Here is an 18724-nt window from a genome sequence, read left to right on the forward strand (position 1 = left end):
ATGGTGCGCGGTAGGCCTTTGCACTCCGATCCGACCGTGGCTCCGGCGCCCGGCGCGCCGCAGGCCTGGCCCCAGCAGGTCAATGGCGCGGGTGTCGGTGCTGCGGCGAGCGCTCAGGTGCTCGGCACCGGGGCACCCCGGGTAACGGTCGACTACCGGGTTGCCCGGCACATTGCGTCCCAGGTGGCGAGGCAGCGGGAGGAGCTGCTGAAGACCACACCGGAGGTGGACCGGGCTGCCGAGGAGCAGCACTGCTTGAACTGGATCAACGAGGCGGTCGCTCTGTGGTCGGACGCCCAGGGCGTCGAGCGTGGTGTGAGCTCGACGCAGGACGAGGATGACGCGCTGCGGCGTGCGGTGTATGACCTGCTGTACCGGGCCGGCCGGTTGCAGCCGTACCTGGATGATGAGCGGGTCGAGGACATCATCATCCAGGGTCCGGACGAGGTGTGGCTCGACTACGGCGACGGCCAGCGGCGCAGGGTCGGCCCGATTGCGGACTCCGAAGATGAACTGCTGGAGCTGCTGCGGGAATTGGCCCGCGACTCCGGGCACAGCGAGCGCACGATCTCCACCGCCAGCCCGACGCTGGCGCTGTCGCTGAAGGACGGCTCCCGTCTGCAGGCCATGACCGGCCTGGGCCCGAAGACCTATGCGGTCATCCGCCGGCACCGGGTCTCCCATGCCGACCTGGACGACCTGGTGCGTTTGGGCACCATCGACCCGATCCTGCGGGAGTTCCTCGGCGCGTGCGTGCGCGCCGAGAAGAACATCATGATCGCGGGCAAGCAGAAGGCGGGCAAAACCACCCTGATGCGGGCGATGCTCCGGGAGTTCGACCCGGAGTGCCGGTTCGCCACTATCCAGACCGAGGACGAGCTGTTCGCCCACACCAACGGCTACCACCGCCAGGTCGTCTCCCTGATCGGGCGCGAGTCCAACGGCGAGAAGGACGTGACCGGCCGCGGCGCAGGCGAGGTGACGCTCCTGGACCTGATGCACCCGGCGCTGCGGATGTCGCTGGAGCGGATCGTGGTCGGCGAGGTCCGTGGGCCCGAAGTCGTCGCCATGATGCAGGCGTTGACGAACGGTGCCGGCGGCAACCTGTGCACCATCCACGCGCGTCGCCCCGACATCATCTTCGACCGGATCGCCGAGCTGTACGCGCTCGCCCAAGGCAACCTGTCCGAGCAGCTGGCCTACCGGCAGACCGCCAACGGCCTGGATTTCATCGTGTACGTCGACATGACCGACGAGACGCAGATCGGCGGCCGCCGCCACCGCTATGTCTCCCACGTCCTGGAACTCACCGGGATCGGCGAGTCCGGCCGCCCGGCCACCAACGAGATCTTCTCCCCCGGCCGCGAGTTCGGCGAACTGCGGGCGGTCCCGCGGATGGACCCCGGGTGTGTTGATGATCTGCGGCGGGTCGGCTTTGACTCTGGGCTGCTCCAGCAGCCGTACGGGGCTTGGTCAGCGCCGCTGCCGCTGAAGGTGGGGGTGGGGCGGTGACCTTGTTGTTCGCGCTGCTGTCCGGCATGGCCGTGGTCGGCGGGCTGATCGGTGTCATCGCCGGTATGGTCGGGACGACCGCGCCCCGCAGGGCACCGCTGCGGCAGCGTTGGCAGGCCTTGCGTGCCGGCCTGGAGCAGGCTGAGGGCATCCGGATGCGTCGGCGGACGCTGACCATCTCGGCACTCGTGGTGTTCCTCGCCGTGTGGCTGGCCTCGGGGAACTTCGTGGGCGGCGCGCTGCTCGGCGCCGCGGTCATCGGCGTGCCGTGGCTGGTTACCCCGGCGCGGATCGCCCAGGAGCGCATCGGTCAGCTGGAGGCCCTGAGCGAGTGGACCCAGCGCCTGGCTGGGCTGCTGCGGTTGGGCATGGGGCTGGAACAGGCGATGATGACCAGCCGAAAGGGGGCGCCGGACGCCCTCGCACCGCAGATCGCGGGCCTGTCCGACCGGCTGCGGTTGGGCTGGCGGCCGGAGGAGGCCCTGCGGGCCTTCGCTGCCGAGCTGGATGATGTCACCGCGGACAAGGTGACGGCTGCGTTGATCCTGTCGGTCAATGACCGTGGCCCGGGCCTGGCTCAGGCGCTGGAGGACCTTGCGGGCACGGTCCGTGACGAGGTCGCCCGCAAGCGGTCCATCGAGGCGGACCGCGCCAAGCCGCGCACGACGGTGCGGTGGATGACCTTCATCACTCTGGGTGTGATCGTCGGCGGGTTCTTCGTTCCGTCCTACACCCGCCCCTACGGCACCCTGCTGGGCCAGCTGGTGCTCGCCTTCTTGACCGCCGGGTTCGTCGGCGTGCTGGTGATGATGCGGCAGCTGGGCAACTTCCGCCGCATCCCCCGTTTCCTGATCGCCGATGCCCGGAGCACGGTGCGGCTGCCCGCCCCGGCTCCTGCTGCGGATTCGGCTGCTGGGGCGGTCGAGCGTGAGCCGGAAGGAGCCCGCTCGTGAACCTGCTTCCCGTCGTCCTCACCGGCGGCACGGTCGGTGCCGGCGTCGCGCTCTTGGTGCGGGAACTGCTGCGTCCGCAGCCTGCGTTGGCGGCCGCGCTTGCGCGCAGCGCGCCCGGCAGCCTGAGCATGCCGGAGCCTGAGCTCGACCGTGAGGAACGGTGGGGCCGGTGGCTGCTGACCCACCTCGAGCGTCTGCCCGGCGTGCGGATCCCGGCCAAGAACCTAGCCCTGCTCGGGCAGGGTCCGGGCCAGTTCATGCTCAAGAAGACCGCGCTCGCCGCGCTCGGGCTGCTCTGCCCGGTGCTGGTGACCATCCCGTGGATCATCGCGGGCATCTCGCTGCCGTTCTACGTACCTGCCGCGGTGGGCCTCGCCCTCGCCGGTCTGCTGTTCATCACGCCCGACCTCGCCGTACGCGACCAAGCCAAGCGAGCGCGCGAGGAGTTCGCGCACGCCCTGTCCGCCTACCTGGACCTGGTGGCGTTGAAACGGGCCGCGGACGCCGGTCCGACCGAGGCCCTGGAGAAGGCGGCCGCAGTCGGCCACGGCTGGCCCTTTTTGTATCTGCAGGGGGCACTGCGCCGGGCCCGGCTGGAGAAGATCCCGCCCTATCAGGCACTGACCGAACTCGCCGACACCTATGACCTGCCGGGCCTGGACGACGTCGCCGACATCATGCGCGGCTCGGCCACCGACGGCGCCGCCGTGTACAAGGCGCTGCGCGCCCGCACCGCCGCCCTCAACGCCGAACTGCTGGCCGACCAGGCCGCAGAGGCGAACGCTGCCAGCGAGAAAATGACCGCTCCCGGTGCTCTCCTCGCTGTGCTGGTGATGCTGCTGATGGCGTTCCCCGCGGTGATCCGCATGCTCACCGTCTAAGACCACCCACACCTACTTCAACGCTGCTGAGAGGTAATGAACATGAGGCACACCGCCGCCCGCACCCGCCGAGCTGTGCTCCGGCTGACCACGCGATGGCGGGAGAGCCTTAAGGAGGCCACCCGCCGCCCGGACCGCGGCGACATCAGCATCACCACAGTGATCATCTGGGTCGCCGCCGTCACTGGCGCCCTGGTGATCGCCGGAACCATCGCCGCTGTGATCGCCAGGTACAACGGGAACCTGAACGGCATCTGATGATGGACGGCGACCGGCTTCGGGCCTGGTGGCGCGGACGAAGATGGCGCGATGACCGCGGGGACGCCTCCATCCAGATGGCGATCGTCTACCCGTTCATCCTGCTGGCCACGATCGCCGTCATTCAGGTGTCCATGTGGTACTACGCGCGGTCGATCGCGCTGACCGCCGCCCGGGAGGGACTGACCGCGGCCCGCGCCTACCAGGCCTCCCCCGCCGACGGCACCGCCAAGGCACAGGAAGTGCTGCAGCGTTCGGCAGGCGACAGCCTCCTCGGCTACAGCGTCTCCACCGCTGGCAGCACCGCCGAGCGGGTGCGGGTGCAGGTGACGGGAACGGCCCAGTCGATGATCCCGGGCGTGGCCGGTCTGCGGGTCAGCCAGTCGGCGTCCGGTCCCGTGGAGCGCTGGACGGTCCCAGGGGGGTGAATTGCGTTGAGCAGCAGGTCTTGTCGGGCACGCCGTGCGCGCAGCGACGAAGGCAGTGTGGCGATCGAGGCCGCCATCATCGTCCCGCCGCTGATCATGTTCCTGTGCCTGGCGATCGCGGGCGGACGGCTCGTCATGTCGGGCGCGAAGATCGACGCAGCGGCCGAGGACGCCGCGCGGGAGGCCTCCATCCACCGCACCGTGGCCGCCGCCCAGGACGCCGCCCACGCCGCGGCCACCGAGTCGCTGGACGATCAGGGCATCCGTTGCGCGTCCGCAGACGTCACGGTCAACACGGCCGGGCTGAACGTAGCGGTAGGCCAGGTGGGCACCGTCACCGTCACCGTGAACTGCACGGTCAGCCTGTCGGACCTGCTGCTGCCGGGCGTCCCGGGAGCCCGCACGCTCACGTCGACCGCGACCTCCGTTGTTGATCAGTACCGGCAGCGGGAGGGCTGATGAGCTTTCATCGGGTGGGCACCCGCGCACGGTTCGACGACCGCGGTGGTGTCACTGTCTTCGTCGCGGTGTGCGTGATCGCGCTGATCGGCATCATCGGCGTCGCCGTCGACGGCGGCAGCAAGATGCGCGCGGTGGAACGCGCCGACTTCATCGCTGGTGAGGCCGCCCGGGCAGGCGGGCAGGCCATCGACCCGGCCAAGGCGATCAGCGGCGAAGCCGTCGTCGTTGATCCGCAGGACGCGGTAGCCGCCGCCCGCTCCTACCTCAGCTCCGTCGGCGCCACCGGGGCGGTCAGCGTCTCCGCCGACGGCAAGACCCTCACCGTCACCGTCGACAGCTCGTACGACACCAAGTTCTTGTCGGTCGTCGGGATCGGCTCGCTCGCGGTGACCGGTCATGGCAAGGCGACCCTCCTGTATGGCGTCACCGCTCCGATAGGAAACTGATGCGCACCACCCACTCCCCCGCCGCAGCGGTCGGCCGCACCCTGGGCCGGGCCCTCAAGGCCGTGCTGAGTCTGATCGTCCTTCTCGGGGCGGTCGCCGGGCTTCCGCTGCTGCTGTCCTGGGTCACGCCGGTCATCTGGGCGTCCAGCCACGACGACCTGACACACCTGCTGGACCGCCAGGACACCGGCTCCGTGTTCCTGCTACTGCTGGTTGCGGTGGGCTGGATCGGGTGGGCACAGTTCACGTTCTGCGCCGTACGCGAGCTGATCGCCCAGCTGCGCGGCCGGACCTGGCACGCCCCGCGCGGGCTGGGCAGCTCCCAACGCGCCGCCGCGCTGCTGATCGGCAGCATCCTGGTGCTGCTGCCCACGAGTTCGGCGCTGGCCTCTGACGCCCAGGCCGCACCGGCCGCCACTGCGGCCCGCCTTCCCGCCCAGGCCCAGGCCCCGCAGACGGAGCAGGGCGAACCGGCCGCGACACCGGCGGCGAGTACCTCTACGTCCGGTGCATATACGGTGCGCGAGATGCGGCCCGCAGAGAGCCTGTGGAGCATCGCCGAGCGGGAGTTGGGCGACGGCGAGCGGTGGCGGGAGATCGCCGCCCTCAACGAGGGCAGCACCATGACCGACGGCCAAGTCTTCAGGACCAACAGCTTCCTGCAGCCCGGCTGGCAGCTGCAGATGCCCGACGGGACCGCGTCGACCGGAGGTGCGCGAACCCAGCTGGGCGACGAGGCTCCGGCTACCGCCGGGGAGAGCGCGGACGTGGTCACGGTGGAGTCCGGCGACTACCTGTCGAAGATCGCCGAGGAGGAGCTCGGCGACGGCAACAAGTGGCCTGAGCTGTTCGAGGCCAGCCGGGGCAAGCCGCAGCCGCACGGCCTGCCTGCGATCACCGACCCGGATGTGGTCTACGCGGGGCAGCAGGTCACCGTGCCCGGTGGACAGCCCGACCAGCACGATTCGGCGCTGGACGGCGCCCAGCAGGACGACTCCGGCAGTCAGCAGCGCACTCCCCCGGCCGCCGAGGATCGGCACGACGAACATGAGGGGGGACAGGGGCAGGGCAACCCGGCGCCGGGTCAGTCCGCCGCCCCGGCGCCAGAGTCGTCTGCCCCCGCTACCGTGTCCAGTCGCCCCGCCGGGCAGCACGGGCACGATCAGGCCTCTCCTTCCGCAACGGTCTCCGCGACGCCCGAGCCCACAGCCAGCGTCTCGCCCCCGGCCGCCTCGCCTTCGGCGTCGGCTGAGTCGTCCGGCTCCGCCGCCTCCCCCGCCGCCACGGTGTCTGAGGCCCCGGCAACGGCTCCGGCCAGCAGCCCGCTGAACCTGCGCACCGTTCTCGGCGCCGGCGCGCTGCTGGCCGCCGCCGTCACCGGTGCCCTCGCCCTGCGCAGGACGCTGCAGCGCCGCCGCCGCAAGCCGGGCGAGAAGATCGCCATCGCGTCGGAGACGTCTACGGCAGAGGCCCAGTTGGCGGCGTCCGCCGAGCCAGGCGGAGCGGCCCGCTTGGACGTGGCTCTGCGGACGCTCGCCCACCGGGTGGCTCAGGAGGAATCGGCCGCGTCCCTGCCGTCGCTGCGGGCCGCGCGGATCGGTGCCCGCGTGCTGCAGGTGTTGCCCGAGGATCTCTCCCATGACCCGCTGGCACCCTTCGTGGCCGGGCAGGCTGGCTGGTGGGTCCTGTCCTCTGATGCCGTCCTCTTGGACGAAGAGTCCGCCCGCGAGGTGCCGGCCCCCTATCCGGGGCTGGTCACGATCGGCAGCACCGAGGATGGTGACCTTGTGCTGCTCAACCTTGCACAGCTGCCCGCGCTGCTGCTGGACGGCAATCCCGTCCACATCACCGAGGTGTGCACCTCGCTCGCCTTGGAGCTCGGGATGAGCCCGTGGGCGAGCGAAGTCGAGGTGGTCACTGTGGGGTTCGGCGAGGACCTGCCGCAGTTGCTGCCCACCGCACGGATCGCCCACATGCGGCAGGCCGCGCACGCGCTGCGTGATCTGAGCGAACGGCTGCTGGAAGCGCACCAGATGCCCGAAACCCAGCATCAGCCGTATCTGCTGCTGTGCGCGTCGTCTCTGGACACTGACACGGCCTGGCAGTTCGCCGATGTCATCGACAAGTCCGGCACGGTCCCCGTCACTCTGATCGCCCCGGCGAGTTCGGCGGCCGCGCACTTCCCCGAGGCGGAGATCCTCAACGCCTCACTCAGCGAGCCGCAGAACCTCGACTACACCGGCATCGACATCACGGTGCAGCGCCTGGAGCACGCTGCCTACGTGCAAATCACCACCGCCTTGAAAGTGTCCGGGCAGCCGCCCCATCCGGCCGGGGGGCCCTGGCAGGACGTCCCGGACGAGCCCGGCAGTCCACTGCAGCCCGAGCCGCCCGCGGCGGAGGAGCCCGCCGCGCCCACCGCTGCCGCCGCTGCCACGAGCGCCTCGCTCACCGCGGTAGCCGACGGGAGCGGCGAGGTCTTCCCGGCCCTGCTCGCCGCCACCACCGATCCGTCTGCACTTCGCCTGCTGCCCGCCGCCACGGCGTCGGCCGAGCCCGACGAGGAGTCCGGCTCAGACACCGAGGCACCAAAGCCCTCAGCCCCGGCGGGCACAAACACCGCCGCCGGTGAAGAGGCCGAAGCAGCCGCGGAGACTGACGACCACGGGGACAGCGTCGAGGAAGGCACGGTGCCGGAGAGGGAGACCGAGGAGGGTGAGGCGCACGACCTGCACGCGCCGGAGATCCGGGTGCTGGGCCCGGTTGAGGTGACCGGCGTGGACAGCACCGGTCATGGCCCGCGGATGGCGCAGCTCGCCGCCCTGCTGTTTTTCCGGCCCGGGCGGAGCGCGGATGTGCTGTGTGCCGACATGGATCCTGTCAGCCCCTGGTCGCCGAGCACCCTCAACGCGCGGTTGCAGGGCCTGCGCCGCTCCCTGGGCAGTGATCCTGCCGACAGCCCCTACGTGCCGCGCCGCAGCTCTGGCGAGGACCCATATCGGCTCTCCCCCGGCGTGCGCTGCGACTGGACCCGTTTCCTGCAGCTCGTCGAACGTGCTCTGCCGCTGGGTCCCTCCGGCCTGCCCGATCTGGAGAAGGCACTCAGTCTCGTACGAGGAAGGCCATTCGGCGGCCGGCCCCTGCCCTGGGCCGAGCCCTACCAGCAGGAAATGATCACGCGCATCATCGACGTGGCGCACACCGTGGCCACCTACCGCACCCCCGCGGGCCGCCACCACGACCTCAGCGCGGCCCGCCAGGCCGTCGCGACCGGTCTCGACGTCGACGACACGGCGGAGCTGCTGTATCGGGACTGGCTCCGGATCGAGCACGCGGCCGGGAACCGTCAGGGGCTGCACACCGCCATCACCCGCGTGCAACAGGTGAACCGGGCGTTGGATTGCTCGCTGGAGACGGAGACCGAGCAGCTCATCAACGAACTCCTCAACGGCCCGGCGACAGCGGCGCGCAAGGTCTTGTAGCCCAGGGGCGCGTCGCTACGCAGCGCGTCACCTTTGGCTGGTAGCGACGTCGCGGGCTGCGTACGCGAGGAGTTCCCGGACGGCGGCCTCGTCGGAGACGGAAGGACGTGCCCGCCACTCAGACAGCGTGTCGCGGACGGTCTGCGCAACCGCCTTCGCGTGCTGCACCAGGTCGTCGTCGAGCGCCGTCATGTCCCCGCTTGCCGTTCGGCCTGTGACGACAATGGGACCGGCCAGCGGGTACCGGGGCATACCGCGCCAAGCACTTGCCAGGGCCCAAGCGGCCAGGTTCTGGGGAAGCCCCCTGCAGGCCGGTGCCGTGACTGTGCACTAGGGCCTGCCGGTGGTGGGCCCCTTGGTCGGCCGCGTCGGACCCGACCTCCTCCTTGATCACGGATTGCGCATCGATCACGGGCAGGTTGAGGTCCGTGACCGTGGAGTCCGGGTCAATGCGCAGTGCGTGCATGAGTCATCCTCGTCGCACGCGCGTCAGTTCGTACCTGGCGGTAGCGGATCGCAGCCAAGCGCTCGCACGCCGCCTCCCGAGGTGCGCCGCTACACGATCGGCCCCGACCTGGTCGCCGTCCGTGGCGGCGCGTGCCGGTCAGCGCAGGTCGCGGAGCATGACCGCGTAGTTCGGGGAGTCGGGGAAGGTCTGCCGATGGCCGACCTTTCGGTAGCCCCAAGCCTCATAGAGTGCCTGCACCTTGGGGTGGTCGGGGTCGACGAGGAGCACGGCGTGGGCCTCGAACCAACCTTTCAGCAAGGCGGCGTGCAGCCGCTCGGCTGTGCCGGTCTTTCGCCACTTCGGGCGAACCATCAGCTCGGAGACAGCGAAGGTGGAGGTGTCTGCCGGCGGTTCGCTCAAGTGCTCGCGCCACCACTCCCGGCCTTCCGTGGCTGGTGCCCCGTACGCGAAGCCGACCGGTTCACCGTTGTCGTAGCCGATGACGCATGCGGAGCCGGGGTTGCCGCCCCAGTGGTCGACGAACCAGGGGAACCGCTCGTCGAACTCGGCCATGTCGTCCGCGTAGGCGTCGGCGTGCACGTCGAGAAGGGTTTGCCGGATCTGTGACAGGTCGTCGTGTCCGAAGTGGCGCAGGTCAACGGTTGCCGTGGTCACGGGTGCTCCATTCGGTCCGGTAGCGGTCGGTCCACTCGTGCACGATGTGCGAGGACGGGGCGAGGGTGATGAGTTCGCGTTGGAAGTCGCCGAGGTTCTGGCACATCCGGCCGGGGAGCGGGTCACCGGCCATGATCGTGAAGACTTCGCCGCTGGTGGCGCACGCCTGCTCCACGTCGCCTTGGTGGAGCTGGGCGAGTGCGAGCCGGGTTGTGGTGTGAGCGCGGTTGCGGCGGTAGGACTGGGACAACGCGGCGAGCGCCCGGTATGAAGCGGCTTCGGCCTCAGCAGGGTCGCCGACAACATCACGGATGATCGCCGTGATCGAGTAGAACTCGGCCGGGCCATAGAAGGCGATCCAGGTGGCCCGCGGCGCATTGGCGTCGACCTTACCAAGGGCGTCCTCAGCGCGGCCGAGGGAGCGCAGGGCGGCGCGGTGGTCACCCTGATGGGCGAGTCCGATAGCCGCTCGTGCGTGGGCGCGGGAAGCGTGCAGCGGGCGACGGTGGTTGCTTGGGCTGCATGGGAGGCGGCGACGGCTTCGGCATACTCTCCCTGCTGCCGGGCGAGCATGGCCCGCAGGTTCCATACCTGCATGATCATTTCGGCATCCCGAGCCATGCCTGCGAAGGTCAGGGCGCGGTCGAGGTGCTTGCCGGCGTTGTCGAGCTGGCCGGCATCGATCAGCGACCATGCGGCCGTCGCAGTGAAGTCGGAGGCGACGGCGAACAGACGCTGCCGTACACGCTGGGTCGTGGACTTCTTCTGGAGGCCGAGGGCTTCGGAGGCTCCGGCGAGGGCGGCTCGTTCGAGGGCGGTGTGTCCGCCGCGTTTGGCGTCCAGTGCAACGAGGTTTTCGACGTGGTCACGCAGGCGTACTACGTCGGATGTGCCGACGCGCGCGGGGTGGGAGGAGGCAGAGATCAGGGGCACGGCGACGGCGACGGCGCTGCCGGTGGCCGCGCCGCAGAAGCGGCGGCGGTGCACGGGGTCCTCCAACGGTGGTGCTGGGGTGGGCTTGCGGTTCCCCCGAGGCACGAACCCGAGAGCCGTGGCCGTGTGGCCGGTGACGGTCTGAAGGGCTCGGCGCTGACGCTCGTGTGGCCACCGGTTCTCTCCGGACAGCCACCGGAATATGGTCCGCTCAGTGGTGCTGCCCGGCTTGCCGGTGAGTTCCCTGATGGCCTCGTTTACGGCGTCAGACAACTCCCGTACTGACATTCCGTGTTCGTCCATCCAGGCGGCTAAGCGGTCGTTTCTCGTTTCCGCCATGAGATCACCGTAGGGCGCGTGCGCCGTCACCGAAAGTAAAGGGCGGATCAATTCGTCAGTCTGCCGGTGAGGTACCTGGCCAACTTCGTCTCATGGGCGACGCCTGGTGAAAGCGCGTTAGCTGAGGTGTACGGACCCGGTCCGCCCTCGACGTTCCCCCGCGGTGGGGCCGGGCGCCGACCCGCAACCACGGTGAGACGGCATGACGACGACCGCGCATCCAGGGCAGTGCCAGCCCCACACCTCCCGTATGAGGCTCGGCAGGCGCGAGCTTCACCTGGATCGCGATTTGCCCGGCCATGCCAGTCAGGCCCGTGACGGCGGTGCCAGTGCTCGACGCGTGACCCGAGGTACGCAGCTGCAGCGCGCGTCGGACCTGAGCCCGAGCGGTGAAGGGCGGTCAGAGGACGGTGGCTGACAATCGCTGGTTATCGGGGCGGTTCAATACCGAATTCGTAAGCCACTTCCCAACGAGTGTCGGGCACGGTGATGTCGGCCGTCTCGACTGCGCGTCCGTCGGTGTCGTAGTACGTCCGCTCGATGACGAGGACCAGGTCGCCGATGCTGATGCCGAGCAGGTTGGCCTGCTCCTGGGTGGCGCGGGCAGGTCGTGGCACTTCCAGCGCCGTGGTGATGTCGATGCCGATGGAGCGCATCCGTTCGACAACACCTCTCCCGGCGAGCGGCCCCATTTCCGGCAGCACGATCGGGGTTTTGCCGGTGATCGCCATGGGCTCCCAGCTGACGGAGAGCTGGGCGGGCTGGCTGTCCGCGAGGAATTCGTAGTTGGTTTTCACGCACAGGTCGCCGGGGTCGATTCCGAGGCGCCAGGCGATGTCCGCAGGTGCGGGCGTACGGGCCTGCGAGTGTGCTTCCCACGTGCCGGTGTGGCCGAGCTCCGCCATGTCGGTGCGGAACGGGCTTGTGCCGCGCCGCTCCCGGTGCCGGGAGCGGATCATCCGCCGGCGCTCGCGGGGCTTGGCCACGTAGGTGCCCGACCCGGCGCGGCCCTCGAGAAGGCCTTCGATGATCAGCCGCTCCTGTGCCTTCTGCATCACGTTGGTGCCGACCGCGTACTCGTGCGCCAGCTGGGCGCGCGAAGGCAGTTTCGTGCCGACTTCCCATTCGCCGCTGGTGAGTCGGCGGCGCAGGTCGTTGGCGACCACCTGGTGCTGCGGCGGCTCGTCGTGGCCCATGCGAGGACTCCGTACTTGGTCGGCTCACAGGAGGCCGGATTTCGGCATCCCGATTGACAAGTTAATGCATCAGAGTCAAGCTAATGCATCAGAAATACGGTACGTGACTGACTGCATGCAGGGGGAGATCCGTGAGCTTGCTGAACCCCAAGGCCACCGCGATCGTCTCCATGCTCGCCGCCACCCTCGGCGCGGAACCGACCGAGGACCTCTCGGACGAGCGGATCCGCGTGGAAGCAGAGGTTCCGACCTCGCTCAGCGAGACTGCCCGGCTCGACCTCCTCACCTTTCTCTATGAGACAGCCGACCGCTTCGGCCACAGCGTCCAGCAGGGAACTTCCCGCATCTGGGCCGAAATCGACATCCAGGAGCAGCCGTGACCGCCCAAGCCCCCAAGCGGCGCCCCGGTGCTCCGTCCGACGTCCACCCCGAACTGGCCGCACAGCACGGCCGTGCCAACAGCACTGGAGCCGAGGGCATGACCCCCTGTGCCATCGCTGCGATCACCGGCCCGCCCCCGCACGGCGTCGGGATGCCCGCGACAGACGCTCACGTCCTCCTCTACACCGCGACTTTCGACTCCGGGATAGCGGCGAAGACGCTGGCGGTGCTGCGGGAGTTCGCCCACGCGCAGGGCTGGACCGTCGTGCACGAGCTCTACGACCTGATCCCGCCCGGCACACCCCGCCGCCACCGCATCGCCTGGTGCGCCGTCGAACGCGCCTTGACCCAGGGCGAGGCGACGGGAGTCGTGGCCCCGGCCGAGCAGGAGATCGCCTGTCACCCGGAAGATCGCACCGCACTGCGTGAGTGGCTGCTAGGCGTACCGGCGTTCGCCGCGTACCCGCAGGTCGGCCAACTGCTGAGACGACACACGCACGATGGGGCGGGCGCCGCCGAAGTCGGCGCGCCTGTCGACCGCCAGTGGTTCCGCTCGTACCCGCTACGCCCGCGCAGCCTGCGTCAGGTCAAGACGGACGCCTTCGCCTACCTGACCGTTCTGGGGTGGCCCGGGAACATCGTGGCGGCGATCGGAGTCCTGGCCCGGCTCGCGAAGAACGCCATCGTCCACGCCGCGCCGACCGGCCCGGCCTCAGCGGAGCTGAACGTGCTCCTGGCCGTGACCGAGGACGACGAGCTGCGGATCGACGTCCGTGACCCGTCGCCCGAGTTCCCTGACAGCGTGGCCGCACTCAAGGGGGAGAAGGGGCGCGGCCTGCGGGATGTGCGCCTGCTCGGAGCGGATGTGACCTGGAGCCTGGCCGAGGATGGCCGCAGCAAGACCGTCCGGGCCTGCATGGCGCCGGGGGAGGTGCCCCTATGACCCGCAGATCCACGCCAGAGACGCAGAGCGCCATGGACTGTATGGACTGGGACAACCGGACGCAAGCATGGCTGTACCCCAACCGGCCCCAGGTCCAGCCTGATCCGCGGCTGCGGCTGGAGCGGTTACGCAGGAATTTCATGCGGGCCGCCGTGGAAGGGCCCGGCCGCACCCGCACGCTCCGCGTGATCGCCTACACGCTGACCACGCCTAATGGCCACCCCGAGCCGGACCACGCCCGGCTGCGCGCGTACGCCGAGGGCACCTGGGACATCAAGCGCGCCATCCACGACGAAGCCGCCGACCCGAATCACCCAGCTCCTCCGCAGCACCGCAACGGGTGGCTGGCCGCACGGCTGCTGCTGCGCCAGGGCGCCGCGGACGGCGTGATCGCCATCTCCCGCAACATGATCAGCCCCGATGACGCCCAGTACGAGCACGAGCTCGCCTGGATCGGCGACCACTTCTCCTTCGTCGACCTCCTCGTCCCGGAGTCCCTCTGAAGAGCCCGCTTCGCTGGATGGACGAACGCCGCTGGGGCTGGCGCCAGTGGACCCTGCAGCTCCTCATCGTCCTCACGGTCGCCGGATTCATCGTCCCTGTCGTCGTCTTGTACGGAAGTTGAGACCCATGGCACAGGCATCCCCACATCTCCCGCCGCTGCTCCGCCTGCCGGTCCGCACGCCGCAGGCAGCGCTCCACGCGCTCCCCACCTGGCCGACTGAGCCGTCCCCGGTCAGCCTGTTCGGCGTCCCTGCCGGCGAGGACGCCGAACGGCGGTTCGACCTGACCCGCCTGCGCCGCATCCATACCGTCGACGACACAGCGGAGCCCACACCATGAGCCCATCCGCGCACCAACGGCCACGCCTGTCGGGAGCCGACTGGGACCACTGGGTCGCCACGGGCCACCCCCAAGTCGTGACCGACAAGGAAGCTGGCCACTTCCACCGCTGCGTCCGGCCACGGCCCGGTATGACGGCCGCCGACCTCGGCTGCGGGACGGGGCAGTGGACCCGCCAACTCGCCGCCTGGGGCCTGAACGTGACGGGCTACGACTTCTCCGCCGAGGCCCTACGACAAGCCGCCGCGGCCGGCCTGAGCGATGGACTGTCCTACGTCCAGTGGGACGTCAACGCCGAGCCGATCCCGCAGAGCCTCCAGCCGGGCAGCCTCGACCTGGTCACCTGCCGATACGTGTTCCCGTACCTGGAACACGGACGTCTGCTGACGGACGTGGGCCGCTGGCTCAAGCCCACCGGGGCCCTGTACGCACTCGTACGAGTGCGACCCGACCCCCAGGGCCCCGACGAGGAGCCGACTGATGCGGCCGGGCGGGACACGTCGCTGGACGTGTTCCACCGAGGACTCACCGAAGCGCAGCTCCGCGCTTTCGGCGCTGGCTGGGCCCACCATGAAATGCACCGTCTCAGCCCTCAGCGCTGCGCCATCGTGTTGCGCGGCTACGGCACCACGGCTCCCGAGCCCCAGGACCGCGGCAGGAGAGGGCGTCAGACTCCCGGCGCCGGCGGCGACGCTCCTTCCCCCGAGAGGAACGCCCCGGCGCCGGGTCCCCACGGTCTTGGTGCCACCGTCCAGGCCGAGGCAAGCCGAGATCACATGCCGCCGTCTCGGCGCACCGACCCCGCCGTCCTGCAGCCCCTCGCGCAAGCCGACGGATGACCGCGCCGCCGCCAGAACCCGCTCCTCCAAAGTCCGGCGGCGGCGCGGCGGCACACCACCAGACTCCCGTCCGGCAGGACGGGCAGGCGGATCCGGCCCGTGCCGGATCCGTGGCACCACCGGGCACGAGCAACCGCTCGCACCCGCCGTCGAACCAGGCAAGAGGAAGGAGGGATCACCATGGAGCAGCTGAAGTCGAAGTCGGAAATCGCCGCGCAGGCCACTCCGGCGCATGGCGAGGCGCAGAGTGCCGCCACGATCATCGAGCGGACCAGCAAAGTACGGGTCGAGGACGTCGAGGACGAGTTCTGACCGCTGATCCGACTCGGCAGGGCCCGGTGGCACACCAGCAACGGCCTGCTACCGGGCTCGCATCCGGCCCCGCAGTAGTGCCCCCTCAGCCCACCCGTTGAGGGGGCACTACCCCTCCTACTCCTGCAGAACCTCAGCCCCGGCCAACGGGAGCCACCCCATGATTCACGTCTTCGTCGGGCCGACACTGCCCTGCGACGAGCCGCTGCTCGACCATCCGACCGTGCGCCGTCGGCCTCCCGCACGCCACGGCGACCTGTTCGACACGGCGATCGCGGACACCGACACCGTCGTCCTCATCGACGGCCTCTACCACCAGGCACCCGCGCTGCGGCAGAAGGAGATCCTTGCCCTCCTCGGCCGGGGCGTGCGCGTCATCGGCGCCGCCAGCATCGGGGCCCTGCGCGCCGCCGAACTGTGGCCGTACGGCATGGGCGGTGTCGGCTCCGTCTACCGCTCCTACCGCAACCTGGAGATCGTCGGAGACGACGAGGTCGCCGTCGGCCAGGACCCCGCCACCGGTCAGGCGCTGACCTGGCCGATGGTGAACTGCCGCTACGTCATCAACCTCGCCGTCACCAACCGCGTGCTCACCGGCATGCAGGCGCCCGAACTGCTCGAAGCGCTGCACGCCATCTACTACCCACAGCGCACCTTCGCCGCCATCCGCGCCATGTGCCACCGCCACCAGGCCGTCGCCTTCGCCGACTGGATCAGTGAACGGCGCACCCACGACCCGCACTTCGGCGACGTCAAGCGCGCCGACGCGCTCAGCGCTATCCGTGCGGCCCTGCACGGCCCGGATCCGTGCGGCCCCGTCCCGGGCACCCTGCACACCGACAGCGTCTACTTCCCGCGCTGGTACAACACGTTCGCCGTGGAGTACGTCGACGGGCTCCGATTACCCACCGCCCTGCGCATCGCCTACCAGCAACTCTTCGCCCCGGACTTCCCTTCCCTGTGGGAGTGGCACCTCGACCACCTCTCCCGCAAGCCCGCCGACGGCAGCCAGGGCATGCCGCTCGCCGAGCGCATGCTCCGCCTCACCGGCCAGGAGACCGGCAGGCTGCCCGCCCATCTGGTGTTCCGAGTACCGATCGACCTGAGGGACACCGGCACTCTCGCCCGGCTCCTGGCCCACGAGACCGGGCCGGATCGTAAGTCGATCGCCCGCTACCTCGCCGCGAACGACGACGCCCGCCGCGAGATCCCCGGCTTCACCCCCGAGGCCGTCAAGACAGAACAGGCCGTCCAAACCCTGGTGAGCCTGTGGAGGTGCGAAGCCCACCGCCTTGAGTACGCGGCTGCCGCCCGCGGCTTCCGCAGCGCCGCTCACGCCATCGAAACCATGAAGATCTTCCTCATCGGCTTCGTCAACGACCAGATCTTCCCGCAACGCCCCGACGTGAAAGAGTCGGCCACCGATGCCCACTGACCTCCTGCCGTTCGACGGCACCGTACGGGCCTGCGTCCCCGACGGCACCTGGCAGGCCCTGGTCCCGCGCCTGCCCCACTACGGCATCACCCGCGTCGCCGACCTGACCGGCCTGGACTACCTATGCCTTCCGGTCTGCATGGCCCACCGTCCGAACGCGCACACGCTGACCGCCTCCCAGGGCAAGGGCGCCACCCACCGGCTTGCCGCGATCTCCGCCGTCATGGAAGCCATCGAACTGTGGCACGCCGAACAGCCCGCGCCCGTCGACACTCACGCCCCCGCCTACGCCGTCCCCCTCGACTACCCCCTCGACGCCCTGCCCCTGCGCATCCCGCCCACAGGCCTGCCGGAACTGGCCGCACTCACCCGCATCCCGCAGGACTGGACGATGGGCACCGGCCTGACCACCGGCCGCTCGCTGCTCGCCCCCACCCGCGTCATCTCACGCGACGCCCAACCGATGTGGGCGCCAGCACTGTGGCGATCTACCAGCACCGGCCTGGCCTGCGGCAACACCCACGACGAAGCCGTGGCCCACGCCCTGTTCGAAGTCATCGAGCGCCACGCGCTGTACGTCGACGAGAAGGGTGGTGGCACCTTGCGCACGCTCATCGACCCGGCCACCGTCGACGACACCTACGCCCGCAGCCTCATCGACCGTATTCACCACTCCGGCGCCACGCTCGAACTGTTCATCGTCGACAACACCTTCGGCATGCCCGTCTGCCTGGCCTACCTCTGGTCCGAGGACTACCCCGTCTACTTCGCCGGCAGCGGATGCCACCTCGATGCATCCATCGCGCTGAGCCGGGCCATCACCGAGGCAGCGCAGTCCCGCCTGACCAACATCGCGGGCACCCGCGACGATCTGCCCAGCCACGCCGACTTCTTCGCCAGCCCTCAGCCAACCCCCGAACCCCTCCGACAGCCGATGGCGCCCTGGCGCACCCAGCTCAAGAACTATCCCGCCCTGACCGCGGCCACCTTCGCGGACCTCGTCCGCACCGTCGCCACACGCCTTGAGAAGACGGCCGGCTTCGAGCCGATCGCGGTCACCCTGTCCGACCCCGACGCACCGCTCGTCGCCGTGAAGGTCGTCGCACCCGGGGCCCGGTCCCGCACCCGAAGGGACATCCCCCGATGACAACTCTGAACGCGCGTGAACGTGAACAAGCCGCCGGCTTCGACGACTTCTACCGTGCCCGCGCCCGAAGCCCCTTCGTCTCCCAGCTCTACGCCGAGGCCATGGGCGACGCCTACCCGCATGAGGTCGCCCCCTACAGTTCCTGCGACTGGCCCGCCCTGGGCACCATGGTCGGCCGCCTCCAGCTGGCACAGGGACAACTCCTCGCCGACGTCGGCTGCGGCACCGGCGGCACCGGCCTCTGGCTCGCCCGCGCCCTCAACACTCAGCTCATCGGCATCGACGTCTCCACCGTCGCCGTCAACATCGCCACCGAGCGCCGCAGTACCTTCGTGCCAGGCGACCATGCGCGTTTCCAGATCGGCGGCCTGGAGACGACCGGCCTCGACGACGCCTGTGTCCATGGCCTCATCTGCATCGACGCCTTCAGCAACGCCGGCGACCACCTCGCCGCGCTGCGCGAGTTCCGCCGCATCCTCGCGCCTGGCGGCCGGGCAATCATCACCCGCGCCCTTTCCCCGACCAGCCGTCACCGCCTCACCCAACAAGCACACCTCGCCGGCCTCACGGTTGAGCACGTCGACAACCGGCCCCACGAACCCGGCATGTGGCGACGGCTGTACCAGCTGTGGATTCACCACGAGCCCCAGCTCCGCAACGAACTCGGCAACGACGAGGCAGACCGCATGATGGCCGAAGCCCAGCGCCAACTACCGCGGCTGGCCAGCCGCACGGCAGTCATCGTGACGCTCAGCCGACCTCACAGCACCGCCGCCGCATAAGGTTCCAACCACCCACACAGAGGAGAATC

Annotated in this window: 22 protein-coding genes; 18 read left to right on the top strand and 4 right to left on the bottom strand. The window is 69.9% G+C overall.

The window, feature by feature from the left end; genetic code table 11:
* From ACQEV2_RS42275 to ACQEV2_RS42310, 8 genes are read left to right on the top strand one after another with little or no spacing between them, the layout of a single operon-like run.
* Complete coding sequence (locus ACQEV2_RS42275) at positions 1 to 1512, top strand: CpaF family protein (RefSeq protein WP_433055644.1); 1512 nt, start codon at positions 1 to 3, stop codon at positions 1510 to 1512.
* Complete coding sequence (locus ACQEV2_RS42280) at positions 1509 to 2465, top strand: type II secretion system F family protein (protein WP_433055647.1); 957 nt, start codon at positions 1509 to 1511, stop codon at positions 2463 to 2465. The genes ACQEV2_RS42275 and ACQEV2_RS42280 overlap by 4 nt, the downstream gene beginning before the upstream one ends.
* Positions 2462 to 3346: a type II secretion system F family protein gene (locus ACQEV2_RS42285; protein ID WP_433055650.1), complete on the top strand. Its 885-nt coding sequence runs from the start codon at positions 2462 to 2464 to the stop codon at positions 3344 to 3346. Before ACQEV2_RS42280 ends, ACQEV2_RS42285 begins: the two co-directional genes overlap by 4 nt.
* Before the next feature lie 42 nt (positions 3347 to 3388).
* Positions 3389 to 3604 (top strand): hypothetical protein, encoded by a 216-nt coding sequence (locus tag ACQEV2_RS42290; RefSeq protein WP_433055653.1) that lies wholly within the window; start codon positions 3389 to 3391, stop codon positions 3602 to 3604.
* On the top strand, positions 3604 to 4032 hold the full coding sequence (locus ACQEV2_RS42295) for a TadE family protein (RefSeq protein WP_433055656.1): 429 nt from the start codon (positions 3604 to 3606) through the stop codon (positions 4030 to 4032). Before ACQEV2_RS42290 ends, ACQEV2_RS42295 begins: the two co-directional genes overlap by 1 nt.
* A gap of 57 nt (positions 4033 to 4089) precedes the next feature.
* Entirely contained in the window at positions 4090 to 4491 is a 402-nt protein-coding gene (locus ACQEV2_RS42300; RefSeq protein ID WP_433055659.1) for a TadE/TadG family type IV pilus assembly protein, read from the top strand.
* A complete protein-coding gene (locus ACQEV2_RS42305; RefSeq protein WP_433055662.1) occupies positions 4491 to 4940 on the top strand; it encodes a TadE/TadG family type IV pilus assembly protein in 450 nt (149 codons plus the stop codon). The genes ACQEV2_RS42300 and ACQEV2_RS42305 overlap by 1 nt, the downstream gene beginning before the upstream one ends.
* Complete coding sequence (locus ACQEV2_RS42310) at positions 4940 to 8422, top strand: LysM peptidoglycan-binding domain-containing protein (protein ID WP_433055665.1); 3483 nt, start codon at positions 4940 to 4942, stop codon at positions 8420 to 8422. Before ACQEV2_RS42305 ends, ACQEV2_RS42310 begins: the two co-directional genes overlap by 1 nt.
* 27 nt (positions 8423 to 8449) lie before the next feature.
* Here the strand turns inward: ACQEV2_RS42310 and ACQEV2_RS42315 are convergent, their stop codons facing one another.
* From ACQEV2_RS42315 to ACQEV2_RS42325, 3 genes are all read right to left on the bottom strand, one after another.
* Positions 8450 to 8614: a hypothetical protein gene (locus ACQEV2_RS42315; RefSeq protein ID WP_433055668.1), complete on the bottom strand. Its 165-nt coding sequence runs from the start codon at positions 8612 to 8614 to the stop codon at positions 8450 to 8452.
* 412 nt (positions 8615 to 9026) lie between these two features.
* Complete coding sequence (locus ACQEV2_RS42320) at positions 9027 to 9545, bottom strand: N-acetyltransferase family protein (protein ID WP_433055671.1); 519 nt, start codon at positions 9543 to 9545, stop codon at positions 9027 to 9029.
* A complete protein-coding gene (locus ACQEV2_RS42325) occupies positions 9526 to 9795 on the bottom strand; it encodes a hypothetical protein (protein ID WP_433055674.1) in 270 nt (89 codons plus the stop codon). Before ACQEV2_RS42325 ends, ACQEV2_RS42320 begins: the two co-directional genes overlap by 20 nt.
* 272 nt (positions 9796 to 10067) lie before the next feature.
* Between ACQEV2_RS42325 and ACQEV2_RS42330 the strand changes: the two genes are divergently transcribed.
* Positions 10068 to 10763 (top strand): hypothetical protein, encoded by a 696-nt coding sequence (locus ACQEV2_RS42330; protein ID WP_433055677.1) that lies wholly within the window; start codon positions 10068 to 10070, stop codon positions 10761 to 10763.
* A 482-nt stretch (positions 10764 to 11245) separates the two neighbouring features.
* Here the strand turns inward: ACQEV2_RS42330 and ACQEV2_RS42335 are convergent, their stop codons facing one another.
* Entirely contained in the window at positions 11246 to 12013 is a 768-nt protein-coding gene (locus ACQEV2_RS42335; RefSeq protein ID WP_433055680.1) for a GntR family transcriptional regulator, read from the bottom strand.
* 131 nt (positions 12014 to 12144) lie between these two features.
* Between ACQEV2_RS42335 and ACQEV2_RS42340 the strand changes: the two genes are divergently transcribed.
* The 9 genes from ACQEV2_RS42340 to ACQEV2_RS42380 all read left to right on the top strand — a co-directional run bounded on the left by ACQEV2_RS42340 (position 12145) and on the right by ACQEV2_RS42380 (position 18695).
* Positions 12145 to 12393, top strand: coding sequence for a hypothetical protein (locus ACQEV2_RS42340; RefSeq protein WP_433055683.1), 249 nt, complete (start codon positions 12145 to 12147; stop codon positions 12391 to 12393).
* Positions 12390 to 13337 carry a hypothetical protein gene (locus ACQEV2_RS42345; protein WP_433055686.1) on the top strand — a complete coding sequence of 316 codons (948 nt, stop codon included), beginning with the start codon at positions 12390 to 12392 and terminating at the stop codon, positions 13335 to 13337. The genes ACQEV2_RS42340 and ACQEV2_RS42345 overlap by 4 nt, the downstream gene beginning before the upstream one ends.
* A complete protein-coding gene (locus tag ACQEV2_RS42350; protein ID WP_433055689.1) occupies positions 13334 to 13840 on the top strand; it encodes a hypothetical protein in 507 nt (168 codons plus the stop codon). Before ACQEV2_RS42345 ends, ACQEV2_RS42350 begins: the two co-directional genes overlap by 4 nt.
* 127 nt (positions 13841 to 13967) lie before the next feature.
* Positions 13968 to 14180 carry a hypothetical protein gene (locus tag ACQEV2_RS42355; protein WP_433055692.1) on the top strand — a complete coding sequence of 71 codons (213 nt, stop codon included), beginning with the start codon at positions 13968 to 13970 and terminating at the stop codon, positions 14178 to 14180.
* Positions 14177 to 15019 carry a class I SAM-dependent methyltransferase gene (locus ACQEV2_RS42360; RefSeq protein ID WP_433055695.1) on the top strand — a complete coding sequence of 281 codons (843 nt, stop codon included), beginning with the start codon at positions 14177 to 14179 and terminating at the stop codon, positions 15017 to 15019. Before ACQEV2_RS42355 ends, ACQEV2_RS42360 begins: the two co-directional genes overlap by 4 nt.
* Positions 15020 to 15199: 180 nt before the next feature.
* The gene (locus tag ACQEV2_RS42365; RefSeq protein WP_433055698.1) at positions 15200 to 15331 is read left to right on the top strand and encodes a hypothetical protein; all 132 of its coding nucleotides are present in this window, start codon (positions 15200 to 15202) and stop codon (positions 15329 to 15331) included.
* A 160-nt stretch (positions 15332 to 15491) separates the two neighbouring features.
* Complete coding sequence (locus ACQEV2_RS42370) at positions 15492 to 16766, top strand: TfuA-like protein (RefSeq protein ID WP_433055701.1); 1275 nt, start codon at positions 15492 to 15494, stop codon at positions 16764 to 16766.
* Positions 16756 to 17913, top strand: a complete 1158-nt coding sequence (locus ACQEV2_RS42375; RefSeq protein ID WP_433055704.1) for a YcaO-like family protein — start codon at positions 16756 to 16758, stop codon at positions 17911 to 17913. The genes ACQEV2_RS42370 and ACQEV2_RS42375 overlap by 11 nt, the downstream gene beginning before the upstream one ends.
* On the top strand, positions 17910 to 18695 hold the full coding sequence (locus tag ACQEV2_RS42380; protein ID WP_433055707.1) for a class I SAM-dependent methyltransferase: 786 nt from the start codon (positions 17910 to 17912) through the stop codon (positions 18693 to 18695). Before ACQEV2_RS42375 ends, ACQEV2_RS42380 begins: the two co-directional genes overlap by 4 nt.
* Positions 18696 to 18724 lie beyond the last annotated feature (29 nt).

This window comes from Streptomyces sp. CA-251387 (assembly GCF_050936625.1).
GTDB lineage: Bacteria > Actinomycetota > Actinomycetes > Streptomycetales > Streptomycetaceae > Streptomyces.

Bases quoted from the DNA above. Each gene is read 5' to 3' on its own strand.
- ACQEV2_RS42315 (WP_433055668.1), bottom strand. From the start codon at position 8,614: ATGACGGCGCTCGACGACGACCTGGTGCAGCACGCGAAGGCGGTTGCG.
- ACQEV2_RS42350 (WP_433055689.1), top strand. From the start codon at position 13,334: ATGACCCGCAGATCCACGCCAGAGACGCAGAGCGCCATGGACTGTATG.
- ACQEV2_RS42290 (WP_433055653.1), top strand. From the start codon at position 3,389: ATGAGGCACACCGCCGCCCGCACCCGCCGAGCTGTGCTCCGGCTGACC.
- ACQEV2_RS42355 (WP_433055692.1), top strand. From the start codon at position 13,968: ATGGCACAGGCATCCCCACATCTCCCGCCGCTGCTCCGCCTGCCGGTC.
- ACQEV2_RS42370 (WP_433055701.1), top strand. From the start codon at position 15,492: ATGATTCACGTCTTCGTCGGGCCGACACTGCCCTGCGACGAGCCGCTG.
- ACQEV2_RS42380 (WP_433055707.1), top strand. From the start codon at position 17,910: ATGACAACTCTGAACGCGCGTGAACGTGAACAAGCCGCCGGCTTCGAC.
- ACQEV2_RS42275 (WP_433055644.1), top strand. From the start codon at position 1: ATGGTGCGCGGTAGGCCTTTGCACTCCGATCCGACCGTGGCTCCGGCG.
- ACQEV2_RS42330 (WP_433055677.1), top strand. From the start codon at position 10,068: ATGGGAGGCGGCGACGGCTTCGGCATACTCTCCCTGCTGCCGGGCGAG.
- ACQEV2_RS42365 (WP_433055698.1), top strand. From the start codon at position 15,200: ATGGAGCAGCTGAAGTCGAAGTCGGAAATCGCCGCGCAGGCCACTCCG.
- ACQEV2_RS42335 (WP_433055680.1), bottom strand. From the start codon at position 12,013: ATGGGCCACGACGAGCCGCCGCAGCACCAGGTGGTCGCCAACGACCTG.
- ACQEV2_RS42310 (WP_433055665.1), top strand. From the start codon at position 4,940: ATGCGCACCACCCACTCCCCCGCCGCAGCGGTCGGCCGCACCCTGGGC.
- ACQEV2_RS42305 (WP_433055662.1), top strand. From the start codon at position 4,491: ATGAGCTTTCATCGGGTGGGCACCCGCGCACGGTTCGACGACCGCGGT.
- ACQEV2_RS42375 (WP_433055704.1), top strand. From the start codon at position 16,756: ATGCCCACTGACCTCCTGCCGTTCGACGGCACCGTACGGGCCTGCGTC.
- ACQEV2_RS42360 (WP_433055695.1), top strand. From the start codon at position 14,177: ATGAGCCCATCCGCGCACCAACGGCCACGCCTGTCGGGAGCCGACTGG.
- ACQEV2_RS42295 (WP_433055656.1), top strand. From the start codon at position 3,604: ATGATGGACGGCGACCGGCTTCGGGCCTGGTGGCGCGGACGAAGATGG.